This window comes from Robertmurraya korlensis NBRC 107688, assembly GCF_001591645.1.
Lineage (GTDB): Bacteria > Bacillota > Bacilli > Bacillales > Cytobacillaceae > Robertmurraya_A.
In genome coordinates this window covers 46364-60334 of sequence record NZ_BCVH01000023.1, presented here as the reverse complement: position 1 = coordinate 60334, position 13971 = coordinate 46364, and the positions used below count along the sequence as shown (strand labels likewise).

Below are 13971 nucleotides of genomic sequence, written 5' to 3'. Positions count from 1 at the left end.
CATCATTTCACCAGTGTCAACTTCTGCGAAAAACTCTTTTCAAGCTTACGTTTTTCAAGTCGTCGTTGGCTACATGTATTACTATACCACCTTAATTCGCAGAAGTCAACTTCTGTTTTCGAATTATTTTTAAAAGAGACTTCGTTACTGAAGCCAAAGCTTATCTTACATAATTACATAGTAAAATACAAGATAATTTTATAAAAAGCGAACGAAACTCCTAACCTTCGTCCTTCCCACCTCCACGAAACGATAGCTTGTGAAAGATATTGATATACACAAACAGTTCTTCTCCAGTTACCCTCCTCGAATCAACAATGAGTGGAAGGTACATGGCATGATAGGTTTCCGGGACCCAAATATAGTGATGGACATACTCGGTGAGAAGGAAGCCACACGATTGCCAAAAGTGGATACGCCTTCTATTTTCTGGTGTCTCTACAGACTCAGCTTCAATAATTAATTTTTTATACCCCTCGGTAGCTGCTTTCTGTCGCAGGTAATCAACAAATTGTTTGCCCAGTCCATGACCTCGCTCTTTTGCAGATACAGCCAAATAGTCTATGATTATTATCCGCTCATTTACGAGTTTCCCTGTTAGAGCCATAACAATTGCTACGGAATCTTTGTATCCCACATGAAGCTGAGCAATCCCTTGTGTAAGCATATTTTTAATGATTTTACTTGGCTTGGCCCCCTTATCTCCAAATGCCTCAATATATAGAGTTGCTACTTCCTGCCAAAGTTCATCATTCCAATTACAAATGGTTTTAATTTTCATAAGAGTTTTTCCCACCTAGCCTTTTTTCTATTTTGGGAGGTAAAGTCCACTACTCCTAATATATGTAACTTTTGTCGTTTTTGAAAATCTTCATAATTGTTATGCTAGTTAAAATAGCAAAAGAAAGAAGGATTATTATGCCTAAATGGTTAGTTGTACTTATTATTGTATTTGCCCTTATATTATTGATATTAATTGTAGTCCCAGCGACAGCAAAAGTTTTGTTTATAAAGGATGCAAAAGGAAAAGTCACCACTTTATTTAATAGTAGTAATCCTAGCACAAAAATAATTGATAAGAATGATATTAAACATCTCCCCTATCCAGTACAACAGTGGCTAAACAATTCCAAAGTAGTCGGTAAGAAGACAATAAGAACCGTTCGCCTTAAACAAGAAGGAAAAATGAGAACATCAAAAAGTGGATCGTGGATGTTAACCAATGCAGAACAGTATTTTACTATCGACGAACCAGGATTTGTTTGGATTGCTGATGTTAAAATGAACCCGTTCATCCATTTGTCGGGAATAGATACTTTAAGAGACGGAAAAGGAAAAATGAAAATAAAAATCCTTTCTTTATATCCGGTAGTTAATGCTGAGGATGCAAAAATGAACTCCGCCACCATGATGCGTTACCTTGCAGAAATGATGTGGTTTCCATCCGCTGCACTAAGTCCTTATATAACTTGGCAAGAAATTGATAAACAATCTGCGAAAGCAACAATGGAGTATGATGGTATAACTGTTTCGGGTGTATTTACCTTTAATGAAAAAGGAGACATTGTTCGCTTCACGGGGAAAAGGTACAGAGAAGTTAATGGAAAATATGTATTATGTAATTGGGGAGGAATTAATAAGGAATTCAAGGAATTTGAAGGCATACGGATTCCTAGTAAATCAGATGTTACCTGGTTTGAGGAGGACGGTGAATTTAAGTGGTTCGAAGTACAAATCACAGAATTGGAATACAATAAGCCTGAACCTTACTAGTTTCATTTAACCGATTTTATGATTGACTGCTCCAGAAAAAATAAAAACCACCAAATATGTATTTGGTGGAGACGGTGGGAGTCGAACCCACGTCCAAAGATATCGGCACTTAAGCGTCTACGAGTGTAGTCGACATATTCGTATTTCGCTCAAGTTTCTGCCTATCGACAGGCGTCCACAGAGCTAGTCTGGTTGTTCTCTTCCTTCACCCTCAGACGGTGGGATCCGGCGTAGTCCACTTAGAGTGAGTCCCTTACCCTACCACATGGACGATGGAGGGAGGAACAGCTACGCGCTATTAAGCAGCGAAAGCTAAGTTGTTGTTTGTTTTGCCAGTTATAGGCTTTGACGTTTTAACGAGGCCGATCCCCTCGACTCGCAACCTAAGCTCGAACTACCCCTGTCGAATCCGTAACGTCCCCTCATTAAAAGGTGCGCTATTGGTATTTCACGTTAGCGTACGTTAGGAAAGCCTGAAGGTAAGCTTCAGAGCTAAGATTATGTTGTCAGTTACCCGACATATGTTATTATAGCATACTTCTTACCGATTTCAATTGTAAGTTTTTGTAAGATACTTATTTTTGTCTTTCTCGGAAAGCTCGTTCGATATCGCGCTTTGCTTCCTTCTTCTTTAGATCCTCACGCTTATCATAATTCTTTTTCCCTTTTCCTAGTCCAATTAGTATCTTAGCATAACCATTTTTCAAGTATACTTTTAGAGGAACTAGTGCATAACCCGCTTCCTTTGTTTCGCCTAATAGCTTATCAATTTCTTTCTTATGAAGCAATAGCTTACGTTGGCGAAGTGGGTCGTGATTGTAGCGATTTCCTTGCTCATATGGGCTCACATGGGCGTTTAATAAATATATTTCTCCATTTTGAATACGCGCATAAGAGTCTTTTAAATTGATACGACCTGCGCGAATTGCTTTAATTTCCGTTCCTTGGAGAACCATTCCTGCCTCATATGTTTCTTCAATAAAGTAGTCGTGGTTTGCCTTTTTGTTTTGGGCAACGACTTTCCCCATTCCTTTTGGCACGATATTCTCCTCCTTTCGTGCTCGTCTGTTTCTCTATTGTAGCAAAATTCCACAATAGAGGGAAGAAAAGAGCCATACTAGATGGCTCTCTCTGGTTTTTTTAACGTTTTTTCTTACGCTTTGCTTTCGGTGCATTTTCAAAATGCTTCTTTTTCTTACGTGCGGAGCCAGGGCCAGACCCTGATCCACCACGAGGCTTTGAGCCGCCTGAACCACCTTTAGCATCGCCGGCACCCGCTTTTCTACGGGGCTTCTTCTCGCTACTTCCTGTTTTAAATACCTTCGGAGCACGATCGCGATCTACTGGACGCGCTCCCTTCATACCAACCACTTCAAAGTCGATGGAACGCTCATCCTTATCAACCTTTACGACACGTACGGTAATTTCGTCTCCTATTCGGTAGACCTTCCCGGTACGCTCACCAATCATTGCATAGTGGCGTTCATCGAAGCGATAGTAATCATCCGTCATATAACTGACGTGAACTAATCCTTCAATCGTATTCGGCAACTCTACAAACATTCCAAAGTTTGTTACCGAACTAATCATGCCATCATATTCTTCACCGATTTTATCCATCATATATTCTGCTTTTTTCAGCTCATCCGTTTCGCGCTCTGCATCAACCGCACGACGCTCCATTTTGGACGTATGCTCTGCGATATCCGGTAGACGTGAATCCCATTTTTCACGAGTTGCCTGATCAAGCTTTCCTTCAATCAGATACGTACGAATGAGACGGTGAACGATTAAGTCTGGATAACGACGGATTGGTGATGTAAAGTGCGTATAGAACTCCGTTGATAATCCAAAGTGACCAAGACTTTCTGGATCGTACTTCGCCTGTTGCATAGAGCGAAGCATGACCGTTGAAACAACCATCTCTTCCGGCTTTCCTTGTACTTCTTCAATAATTTCCTGAAGAGCACGTGGGTGAACCGAATTTGCTGTTCCTTTAACAATATAGCCAAAATTCGTGATAAACTCGAAAAATTTACGAAGTTTATCTTCCTTTGGATCCTCATGGATACGGTAAATAAATGGTACCTCTAGCCAATGGAAATGCTCAGCAATTGTTTCATTTGCAGCAAGCATGAACTCCTCGATCAATCTTTCAGCAACGGAACGCTCTCGAATAACCACATCCGTAGGTTTGCCGTCCTCTTCTACAAGAACCTTTGCTTCTTTGAAGTCAAAGTCAATGGCTCCTCGAGTCATTCTCTTATTACGTAGAATAGCTGCGAGCTCTTCCATCATCTCAAACATTGGCACGAGCGGTTCGTAGCGTTTTAGAAGCTCCTCATCTTTGTCAGTAAGGATTTTATTCACATCACTATAGGTCATTCGCTCTTTTGTCTTGATTACACTTTGGAAAATTTCATGATTGACGACTTCCCCTGTTGATGTAATCTCCATCTCACAAGAAAGGGTTAGGCGGTTAACCTGTGGATTTAATGAACAAATTCCGTTTGAAAGGCGATGTGGAATCATCGGAATCACTCGGTCTACTAAGTACACACTCGTCCCTCTATCAGCTGCTTCACGGTCAATTGGAGACTCTTCTGTCACATAATGTGATACGTCGGCAATATGTACGCCTAGCTTGTAGTTCCCATTTGGCAGCTTGGTAACGGTAACAGCATCATCTAAGTCCTTAGCATCAGCGCCATCTATCGTTACGATATCCTGGTCACGAAGATCTCGACGGCCAACTAAATCTTTTTCATCAATTTCGTCTGGCGTATCATTTGCTTGTTTAATTGCTTCCTCTGGGAATGGCCCAGGAAGTCCATGCTTATGAATGACAGAAAGGATGTCCACTCCTGGGTCATTTTTATGACCAAGAATATCAATTACTTCCCCTTCTGCACTTTTTCTACCTTCTGGATACATCGTTAGCTTAACGACAACTTTATGTCCCTCAACAGCCCCTTTTGCTGCTGCTTTCGGGATAAAGATATCACTTGTAAACTTCTTATCATCTGGTATAACAAAGCCAAAATGTTTGCTTTCCGTATATGTTCCGACCACCTGCTGTATACCTCGCTCAAGAATTCGAACGACTGTACCTTCGCGGCGCTGTCCGGATGTTTCTGAGTTGATTCTAGCTAATACGGTATCTCCATGCATCGCGTTGTTCGTTTCATTTGGCGGGATAAAAATGTCATCCATTCCCGGTTCTTCAGGAATAACAAATGCAAATCCCTTAGAATGGCCTGTTAATTTCCCTCGTATGAGGTTCATTTTGTCAGGCAAACCATAACGGTTACTCCTAGTACGAACGACTAACCCCTTTTCTTCCATTTGTACAAGCGCTTTTACGAAATCCTTAAAGTCGCCTGAGTCCTGTATCCCAAACGCTTCTTCAAGCTCTTGTACCGTGAGCGGCTTGTATGCCTCATCCTTCATATAATGAAGAAGTTTATCGACGTGCTGTTTAATGCTTTCGTCCATAGTAAACCCTCCTTTTGCTTTATACTTCCCAATTTAAACTTTCTAAAAACTGAAAAACGTCCTCGTGTAACTGTTCCTTTTCTTTATCAAGCGTAATGACATGACCTGATTCTTCGTACCATTTAATTGATTTTTCATCAGATTCAATTTCATTGTAAATAATGTTGGCACTATCTGTATTGATCATATGGTCGTGTCGTCCTTGAACAACAAACGTTGGTGCGTAAATATGGTCGACATGGTCCCGAACGTCAGCAATCAGGTTTTGAAGCGACTTCAGCGTGTTCATAGGTGTCTTTTGAAAATCTACCATTTCTGCTTCGGCTTGATCGACCGATTTTCCTTCTCTTCGCTTGAACTCACGAGCGTAATCGAGAATTCCTTCATACATAACTTCTTCACTTTTTATGTACATCGGAGCACACATAGGCACAATTCCCTTAATAGGTACAGTGTAACCCAATTTTAATGAAAATACGCCTCCAAGTGAAAGACCAGCGACAGCAATTTCCTTGTGTCCCTTGTTTTTCAGAAATTCATAAGCTTCCATTACATCCTTCCACCAATCCTCAGGCCCTGTGTGAACAAGCTCTTCTGGCGGAACTCCGTGTCCTTTGTAATGAGGTGCATGGCAGGTATAGCCTCTCTTTTCCAAAAAGCGACCTAGCATTCGGACGTCTGCACTATTTCCTGTAAATCCGTGTAGAAGAAGTACCGCACGTGGTCCCCCTTCAAACGTAAATGGCTTTGGCATTGCAATTTTCATATGTATAACTCCTTTAAACTGTTCAAATCTCTTTCATTATTGTAATCATAGTTTGTGACGACAATCCAATGATATGTTTGAACTTCTCACCATAATCAAAAAAAACCTGACCCCGAAAGGCCAGGTTTTGTAGACTCTTAATAAACGTACGCTAATGTAATCGTTAAGATAAAGAATAATACAGAAAGAACGATCGTCGCACGGTGGAGGTATAGGTCAAGGCCACGTGCTTTTTGCTTCCCGAATAATGTTTCCGCTCCACCCGAGATAGCACCAGAAAGACCTGCACTTTTTCCAGACTGAAGAAGTACAACAACAATCAAAGCGATTGAAACGACCACCAATAATACAGTAACTAATGTTTGCATAAATAGTCCACCTCCTAAAACGCACATTACAGTAGTTTAAATGTACCACAACCACCTTGGATAAACAATAGTTTTCCTATCTGGAGGAAATGAGGAGGTAATGGGAGAAAAGATAGAGTAGAGATTTTTGATAGGAGTGATGGTTTTGATTGTGAAGAGTTTAGAGGTCCCTTATGCTGTTGGAGTCGTGAGATGTAGCTCACCGTTTGCTAAAAAAGGTGAATTTAAAACAAGCAGGCATAAAGAGACATAGAATTTACTACGCCAAAACCCACTCTATTTAAGAGTCAGAATTACATCTATCCGCTATTTCTACCCGCAACTTTGCCCGTCCTAACCGCGAGCACCATCTCCCATCCCATTTTTAAGCTACTTCTTTCCTTATTTTTGAATTCAAAAACGATTTCTTCCGAGTATTCAAACCTACTATATGTGAACCTACTAATACGATGATGATAAGTCCAATCGTAAGAATGAGCTGAGGAATCATTTTCCCTAAAAAAACGGCTTGATAGAAAAACCCACCAAGGCAACCTCCTAGAGTCGGTCCTATGACTGGTATCCAAGCATATTTCCAGTTCGATCCCCCCTTACCTGGAATCGGCAAAAGGAAATGAACAATCCTTGGTCCAAAATCTCGCGCCGGATTCATTGCCGAACCAGTCGTGCCTCCTAAAGACAAACCGAGTGTAATAATTAAAAACCCAACCATAATTGGTTGAAGACCCTTCGTAAATTCGGTAGCTCCTATAGAGAGCAAACTTAACACCAAAACGAATGTGGCAAACATCTCACTTGCTAGATTAGAAACTGAATGTGGAATCGCTGGCCCTGTAACAAATATTCCAAGCTTTACATTTGCATCTTCTGTTTCCTGCCAATGGGGAAAGAAATGCAAAAAGACCGCAACCGCTCCGATCATCGCACCTATAAACTGGGCAACCATATAAGCCGGGACAAGACTCCAGGAAAATGCTCCTGTAAAAGCAAAAGCCAAGGTCACAGCTGGATTCAAGTGAGCTCCACTATATTTACCAACCGTAAAAATTGCTAATGCTACCGCAAACCCCCAAGCAAACTGGATCGAAAACCAGCCCGGGTTATAACTATATGATTTTTTCAACGAAGCTCCCGCACAAACACTACATCCTATAAATATTAAAATGGCTGTACCCACTAGTTCCCCAATAAAAGCAGTCATGTCAAACACCTCTTCAAGTAATTAAGCTTGTATAGTTTTAATCTACTACAATAATAACCGGGTCTACAGATGTTCTTTTTCCGTTATTATGCGGAAAAAGAAATGGGCACGCGCAAAAAAAGGAGCAGCACTAGGCCGCTCCCTTCTAATCAAATTACTTCTTTAAGTTATAAAGTGATTTCATTCCATCGTATACAGCTAGTTCGCCAAGCTCGTCTTCGATGCGAAGAAGTTGGTTGTACTTAGCAATACGGTCTGTACGGCTCATAGAACCAGTCTTGATTTGTCCAGCGTTTGTTGCAACTGCGATGTCAGCGATTGTAGCATCTTCCGTTTCACCAGAACGGTGAGAAACAACTGCTGTGTAACCAGCGCGCTTCGCCATTTCGATTGCTTCGAAAGTTTCAGTAAGTGTACCGATTTGGTTAACCTTGATAAGGATTGAGTTAGCAATTCCTTTTTCAATACCTTCAGCAAGCTTCTTCGTGTTTGTAACGAACAGGTCGTCACCAACTAATTGAACGCGGTCACCGATGCGCTCAGTTAATAGCTTGTGGCCTTCCCAGTCGTTTTCGTCTAAACCATCTTCAATAGAGATGATTGGGAATTCGTTTACTAATTCTTCGTAGAAGTTAACCATAGCTTCAGAAGATAAACCTGTGCGGCCTTCTCCAGCTAGGTCATATTGCTTTGTTTCTTTGTTGAAGAACTCAGAAGAAGCAACGTCCATACCTAAGAAAATGTCTTTTCCAGGCTCATAACCAGCGTTTTTGATTGCTTCCATGATAACTTGTAGAGCTTCACGGTTTGAACCAAGGTTTGGAGCGAATCCACCTTCGTCACCTACAGCTGTGTTAAGACCTTTGTCAGAAAGAACTTTCTTTAATGAATGGAAGATTTCAGCACCCATACGGATTGCTTCTTTGAAAGTAGGAGCTCCTACTGGTAAGATCATGAATTCTTGGAAGTCAACGTTGTTGTCAGCATGAGATCCACCGTTGATGATGTTCATCATTGGAGTTGGAAGTTGCTTCGCGTTAAATCCACCAAGGTAACGGTATAATGGAAGACCAACAAATTCAGCAGCAGCGTGTGCAACAGCCATAGATACACCTAGGATTGCGTTAGCTCCTAACTTACCTTTGTTTTCAGTTCCGTCTAATTGGATCATTGTGCGGTCGATTCCAACTTGGTCAGTTACGTCCATACCAATGATTTCTTCAGCGATGATGTTATTTACGTTATCTACTGCTTTTTGAACACCTTTTCCAAGGTAACGTGACTTGTCGCCGTCACGTAGTTCTACTGCTTCGTGCTCACCAGTTGATGCACCAGATGGAACGATTGCGCGTCCGAATGAACCAGACTCAGTGATTACTTCTACTTCTACAGTTGGGTTTCCGCGAGAATCTAATACTTCACGAGCGTATACATGTTGGATATATGGCATGATAAAATCTCTCCTTATTATAGAAAATTTAGGTTTTATGTGTAGGTCAATTTCACCTTCCGGCGGCTGGTGTTGCTTTGCAACAAAGACCTTCTTCAGGTGGAAACTGCCCTAAGCTTAGCTACTACAAGTGGTCAGTTTCGTCAAAGACGTAAACTGCCTTTTTATTTTTGAAAAAATGGTCAGTAACGCTTGTTTCCGCCATGCGCTAGCAGGTCCGGCGTCCACAATCGAAACTAAATTACTTCTTAAGTAATGTCTTCCCAGTCATTTCAGCTGGTTGTGCTACCTTTAATAGTTCAAGCATCGTTGGTGCAAGGTCGCCAAGGATTCCGTCTTCACGAAGTTCCACGCCTTCCTTTGTCACGATTACCGGAACTGGGTTTGTTGTGTGAGCAGTCATTGGGTTACCCTCTAATGTCACTACTTCATCAGCATTCCCATGATCCGCCGTGATTATCGCTGTTCCACCTTTTTTAATGATCAAATCAACGACACGACCTAGACACTCATCAACCGTTTCAATTGCTTTAATTGTCGGTTCTAACATTCCAGAGTGTCCAACCATATCAGGGTTAGCGTAGTTTAAGATAATTGCATCGAAGTTATCTTCCTCAATTTCTTTTACTAACGCATCTGTTACTTCATAAGCACTCATTTCTGGTTGCAGGTCGTATGTTGCCACCTTCGGTGAGTTGATCAAAATACGCTTTTCACCAGGGAATTCTGCCTCACGTCCACCGCTCATAAAGAACGTCACGTGTGGGTATTTTTCTGTTTCAGCAATACGAAGCTGTGACAGATTGTTCTGTGATAATACTTCACCAAGTGTGTTATCAAGGTTAGTTGGTGCGAAAGCCACATAACCATCAACCGTTTCACTAAAGTGTGTTAAACACACAAAGTTTAGATTTTGTGGATGATTGTCACCGCGATCGAACGAACGGAAATCTTTGTTGGTAAATGTATTTGAAATTTGAATCGCACGGTCTGGACGGAAGTTGTAGAAAATTACAGCATCGTCATTTGAAATCGTTGCAACCGGCTCTCCATTTTCCTTTTTCAAGACAGAAGGAAGAACGAATTCGTCGAAGATTCCGTTGTTGTATGAGTCTTTAACGACATCCATTGCGCTTGAGTAGGAAGGACCTTCACCGTATACCATCGCACGGTAAGACTTCTCTACACGTTCCCAACGCTTGTCACGGTCCATTGAGTAGTAACGACCAGAAATCGTTGCAAACTGACCAACACCGTATTCTTTCATTTTCTCTTCTGCTTGCTTAATAAAGTCACCAGCAGATTGTGGTGCTACGTCGCGGCCATCTAAGAATGCGTGAACGTATACGTTCTTCACACCTTCCTGAGCAGCTAACTTAAGTAGCGCAAATAAATGCTGGATATGACTGTGAACACCACCATCAGATAACAATCCGAAAAGGTGAAGGTCTGTTCCTTTTTCTTTCACGTGATTAATGGCATTTAAAAACGTTTCATTACGTTCAAATTCGCCTTCACGAATGGATACGTTCACACGTGTTAAGCTTTGGTACACAATACGTCCTGCACCGATGTTTAAGTGGCCCACTTCGGAGTTACCCATTTGACCTTCAGGTAATCCTACCGCTTCCCCAGAAGCTGTAAGCTGTGCGTGTGGATAGCTGTTCCAAAAGCGATCAAAATTTGGTTTTTTCGATTGTGCAACTGCATTTCCCATACGCTCGCCGCGAAGAGCAAAGCCGTCAAGGATGATTAATGCAACAGGAGACTTACTCATTCTTACCTGCCTCCAATAATTGTACAAACGAATCAGCTTCTAAGCTTGCTCCACCAACTAAAGCACCGTCAATATCTGGCTGTGCCATATACTCAGCGATGTTACCTGGTTTTACACTTCCGCCGTATTGAATACGAACTGCAGCTGCAACTTCGTTAGAGTAGTTGTCAGCAACCACTTGGCGAATATGTGCACATACTTCGTTTGCATCTTCAGCTGTAGAAGATTTACCTGTTCCGATTGCCCAAATTGGCTCATAAGCGATTACTGTTTGCTTTACTTGATCATCTGTTAAGCCAACAAGTGCTTTTTTCACTTGATCGCCCACAAGCGTATTTGTTTCACCAGCTTCACGTTGCTCTAATGTTTCCCCACAACAAACGATTGGTGTGATACCATGCTTGAATGCAGCAAGAGTCTTCTTGTTTACAGACTCATCTGTTTCATTAAACATTTCACGACGCTCAGAGTGACCGATGATCACATATTGAACACCAAGATCAGCTAGAGCAGGTGCAGATACTTCACCTGTAAATGCTCCGCTTTCTTCAAAGTGCATGTTTTGAGCACCGATTTTCACTTCAGTTCCTTTAGCTCCGTCCACTAAGCGCTCTAAAAATAAAGCTGGAGCACAAATGATAGAATCCACTTTTTCAGAAGAAGGAACGATTGATTTTACTTCATTCAAAAAGCTCGTTGCTTCTGAAAGAGTTTTATGCATTTTCCAGTTACCTGCAATAATAGGTTTACGCATGGTATTCATCCTCTCTATAAATATTACTTATCGTTTAATGCAACGACTCCAGGAAGAACTTTCCCTTCCATGAACTCAAGAGAAGCTCCGCCACCAGTAGAGATATGGCTCATCTTATCAGCAAGGTTGAATTTTTCAACTGCCGCAGCTGAATCTCCACCACCGATAACAGAATATGTACCTTCAGATGCTGCTAAAGCTTCTGCTACTGCCTTTGTTCCATTTGCAAACGAATCTAATTCGAATACACCCATTGGTCCGTTCCATATAACAAGCTTAGACTCTTTAATTACATTGCTGTAAATCTCTGCTGTTTTCGGTCCGATATCAAGTGCTTCCCAATCAGCTGGGATTTCATCGATTCCTACTGCTTTTTTGTTTGCACTATCAGAGAAGTCGTCAGCTACAATTGCATCAACTGGCATATAGAACTTAACGCCTTTTTCTTCCGCTTTCTTAATGAAAGAAAGAGCTAGATCCATTTTGTCAGCTTCTAATAGCGACTTACCAATCTCGTGACCTTGAGCTTTAATGAATGTGTAAGCTAAGCCGCCACCGATAATTAGGTTGTCTACTTTATCTAATAGATTGTCAATAACACCAATCTTGTCTTTTACTTTTGCTCCACCGATGATAGCAGTGAACGGTCTTTCAGGATTAGAAAGCGCTTTTCCAAGAACATCAAGTTCTTTTTCCATTAATAGACCCGATACAGCTGGTAGATGATGTGCGATCCCTTCTGTTGAAGCATGTGCACGGTGAGCCGCACCAAATGCATCATTTACATAAACGTCAGCTAGCTCAGCAAATGCTTTTGCTAATTCAGGATCATTCTTTTCTTCCCCAGCATAGAAACGAACGTTTTCTAATAATAGAACATCGCCTTCAGCCATTTCAGAAACTAAAGCCTTTACGCTATCTCCGTAAGCTTCGTCAGCCTTCTTCACATCTTTACCAAGAAGCTCAGATAAACGACCAGCAACTGGAGTTAAACGCATTTCTTCGACTACAGCACCCTTTGGACGACCAAGATGGCTTGCTAAAATAACTTTTGCCCCTTGCTCAGTTAGGTATTGGATCGTTGGAAGAGCTGCACGAATACGAGTTTCATCCGTAATCTGTCCATCCTTCATAGGTACGTTGAAATCTACGCGGCAAAATACTCTTTTACCTTTTAAATCAATGTCTTTTACGCTTTTCTTGTTCATCGGAAAATCCTCCTATTTAGCATAAGCTTTGAACATTAGAAAAGGAGGGGGATTTGTTCCCCTCTCCCCTTTTTAAACCTATTTTGCTTCAAAATGGAAAGAGTTAAACCCATAATCCATTTATTAGCGCAATTGAAGTTTTTTTCCTTTAAAATTAAAGGCCTTTAGAAGCGATGTATTCAGCAAGGTCAACTACGCGGTTAGAGTAACCAGACTCGTTGTCATACCAAGAGATAACCTTCGCCATGTTGCCTTCCATAACCATTGTAGAAAGAGCATCGATTGTAGAAGAAGCTGGGCTACCATTGTAGTCAGAAGATACAAGTGGCTCTTCAGAGTAATCAAGGATTCCTTTAAGGTCCCCTTCAGAAGCTGCTTTAAGAGCTGCGTTGATTTCGTCAACAGTTACATCTTTGTCAAGTTCAACAACTAAGTCAACTAAAGAAACGTTAGGAGTTGGAACACGCATAGCTCCACCGTTTAACTTACCTTTAAGTTCAGGAAGAACTAAAGATACAGCTTTAGCAGCACCAGTAGATGTAGGGATAATGTTTTCAGCAGCTGCACGAGCACGACGTAAATCTTTGTGAGGTAAGTCTAAGATTTGTTGGTCGTTCGTGTATGAGTGAACTGTTGTCATCATACCACGACGAACACCGAAGTTGTCGTTAAGAACTTTAGCGAATGGAGCTAAACAGTTTGTAGTACAAGATGCGTTAGAGATAACGTGGTGGTTAGCTGCATCGTACTTGTCGTCGTTAACACCCATTACGATTGTGATATCTTCTTCTGTTGCAGGAGCAGAGATGATTACTTTTTTAGCGCCAGCTTCTAAGTGCTTAGCAGCGTCAGAACGCTTTGTGAAACGTCCAGTAGATTCTACAACGATATCTACACCAAGGTCTCCCCATCCAAGTTGAGCTGGGTCGCGCTCAGCTAATACTTTTACTTTCTTTCCACCAACTACTAGGTAGTCGCCGTCAACAGTTACGTCTTCGTTAAGCTTACCGTGAACTGTGTCATATTTTAAAAGGTGAGCAAGTGTGTTTGCATCAGTTAAGTCGTTTACTGCTACAACCTCTACGTTAGAGTTTGTTAACGCTGCGCGGAACACGTTACGTCCAATTCTACCAAATCCGTTAATACCTAATTTTACTGCCATGATTTGTTTCCTCCTTT

The 13971-nt window shown here is 41.4% G+C and carries 12 protein-coding genes and 1 other RNA gene; 1 reads left to right on the top strand and 12 read right to left on the bottom strand.

Going from position 1 to position 13971, the window contains the following annotated elements; genetic code table 11:
* Positions 1-220: 220 nt before the first annotated feature.
* A complete protein-coding gene (locus tag BKO01S_RS20415) occupies positions 221-781 on the bottom strand; it encodes a GNAT family N-acetyltransferase (RefSeq protein WP_066058848.1) in 561 nt (186 codons plus the stop codon).
* Between the two features lie 137 nt (positions 782-918).
* Here BKO01S_RS20415 and BKO01S_RS20410 point away from each other — a divergent pair, with 137 nt between their 5' ends.
* Positions 919-1773 carry a DUF6544 family protein gene (locus BKO01S_RS20410; RefSeq protein WP_066058846.1) on the top strand — a complete coding sequence of 285 codons (855 nt, stop codon included), beginning with the start codon at positions 919-921 and terminating at the stop codon, positions 1771-1773.
* A 63-nt stretch (positions 1774-1836) separates the two neighbouring features.
* On the opposite strand, the gene ssrA is transcribed toward BKO01S_RS20410, so the two are convergent.
* The 11 genes from ssrA to gap form a co-directional block, all read right to left on the bottom strand.
* Positions 1837-2195: a transfer-messenger RNA gene (gene ssrA, locus BKO01S_RS20405) on the bottom strand.
* Between the two features lie 153 nt (positions 2196-2348).
* On the bottom strand, positions 2349-2813 hold the full coding sequence (gene smpB, locus BKO01S_RS20400) for an SsrA-binding protein SmpB (RefSeq protein WP_066058841.1): 465 nt from the start codon (positions 2811-2813) through the stop codon (positions 2349-2351).
* A gap of 100 nt (positions 2814-2913) precedes the next feature.
* On the bottom strand, positions 2914-5268 hold the full coding sequence (rnr, locus tag BKO01S_RS20395) for a ribonuclease R (protein WP_066058838.1): 2355 nt from the start codon (positions 5266-5268) through the stop codon (positions 2914-2916).
* Between the two features lie 19 nt (positions 5269-5287).
* On the bottom strand, positions 5288-6034 hold the full coding sequence (locus BKO01S_RS20390) for an alpha/beta hydrolase (RefSeq protein WP_066058835.1): 747 nt from the start codon (positions 6032-6034) through the stop codon (positions 5288-5290).
* Positions 6035-6171: 137 nt separating this feature from the next.
* Complete coding sequence (secG, locus tag BKO01S_RS20385) at positions 6172-6402, bottom strand: preprotein translocase subunit SecG (RefSeq protein ID WP_066058832.1); 231 nt, start codon at positions 6400-6402, stop codon at positions 6172-6174.
* A 364-nt stretch (positions 6403-6766) separates the two neighbouring features.
* Complete coding sequence (locus tag BKO01S_RS20380; RefSeq protein WP_066058829.1) at positions 6767-7603, bottom strand: MIP/aquaporin family protein; 837 nt, start codon at positions 7601-7603, stop codon at positions 6767-6769.
* A gap of 154 nt (positions 7604-7757) precedes the next feature.
* Positions 7758-9053 (bottom strand): phosphopyruvate hydratase, encoded by a 1296-nt coding sequence (gene eno, locus BKO01S_RS20375; protein ID WP_066058826.1) that lies wholly within the window; start codon positions 9051-9053, stop codon positions 7758-7760.
* 241 nt (positions 9054-9294) lie between these two features.
* On the bottom strand, positions 9295-10830 hold the full coding sequence (gene gpmI / locus BKO01S_RS20370; RefSeq protein WP_066058823.1) for a 2,3-bisphosphoglycerate-independent phosphoglycerate mutase: 1536 nt from the start codon (positions 10828-10830) through the stop codon (positions 9295-9297).
* Positions 10823-11584: a triose-phosphate isomerase gene (gene tpiA, locus BKO01S_RS20365; RefSeq protein WP_066058820.1), complete on the bottom strand. Its 762-nt coding sequence runs from the start codon at positions 11582-11584 to the stop codon at positions 10823-10825. Before tpiA ends, gpmI begins: the two co-directional genes overlap by 8 nt.
* A gap of 23 nt (positions 11585-11607) precedes the next feature.
* The gene (locus tag BKO01S_RS20360) at positions 11608-12792 is read right to left on the bottom strand and encodes a phosphoglycerate kinase (RefSeq protein ID WP_066058817.1); all 1185 of its coding nucleotides are present in this window, start codon (positions 12790-12792) and stop codon (positions 11608-11610) included.
* Between the two features lie 154 nt (positions 12793-12946).
* The gene (gap, locus tag BKO01S_RS20355) at positions 12947-13954 is read right to left on the bottom strand and encodes a type I glyceraldehyde-3-phosphate dehydrogenase (protein ID WP_066058812.1); all 1008 of its coding nucleotides are present in this window, start codon (positions 13952-13954) and stop codon (positions 12947-12949) included.
* Positions 13955-13971 lie beyond the last annotated feature (17 nt).

What these genes read in the sequence shown, in the direction of transcription:
- BKO01S_RS20415 (WP_066058848.1), bottom strand. Translation starts at nt 781, where the DNA reads ATGAAAATTAAAACCATTTGTAATTGGAATGATGAACTTTGGCAGGAA.
- BKO01S_RS20390 (WP_066058835.1), bottom strand. Translation starts at nt 6,034, where the DNA reads ATGAAAATTGCAATGCCAAAGCCATTTACGTTTGAAGGGGGACCACGT.
- BKO01S_RS20360 (WP_066058817.1), bottom strand. Translation starts at nt 12,792, where the DNA reads ATGAACAAGAAAAGCGTAAAAGACATTGATTTAAAAGGTAAAAGAGTA.
- BKO01S_RS20410 (WP_066058846.1), top strand. Translation starts at nt 919, where the DNA reads ATGCCTAAATGGTTAGTTGTACTTATTATTGTATTTGCCCTTATATTA.
- rnr (WP_066058838.1), bottom strand. Translation starts at nt 5,268, where the DNA reads ATGGACGAAAGCATTAAACAGCACGTCGATAAACTTCTTCATTATATG.
- tpiA (WP_066058820.1), bottom strand. Translation starts at nt 11,584, where the DNA reads ATGCGTAAACCTATTATTGCAGGTAACTGGAAAATGCATAAAACTCTT.
- secG (WP_066058832.1), bottom strand. Translation starts at nt 6,402, where the DNA reads ATGCAAACATTAGTTACTGTATTATTGGTGGTCGTTTCAATCGCTTTG.
- gap (WP_066058812.1), bottom strand. Translation starts at nt 13,954, where the DNA reads ATGGCAGTAAAATTAGGTATTAACGGATTTGGTAGAATTGGACGTAAC.
- eno (WP_066058826.1), bottom strand. Translation starts at nt 9,053, where the DNA reads ATGCCATATATCCAACATGTATACGCTCGTGAAGTATTAGATTCTCGC.
- gpmI (WP_066058823.1), bottom strand. Translation starts at nt 10,830, where the DNA reads ATGAGTAAGTCTCCTGTTGCATTAATCATCCTTGACGGCTTTGCTCTT.
- BKO01S_RS20380 (WP_066058829.1), bottom strand. Translation starts at nt 7,603, where the DNA reads ATGACTGCTTTTATTGGGGAACTAGTGGGTACAGCCATTTTAATATTT.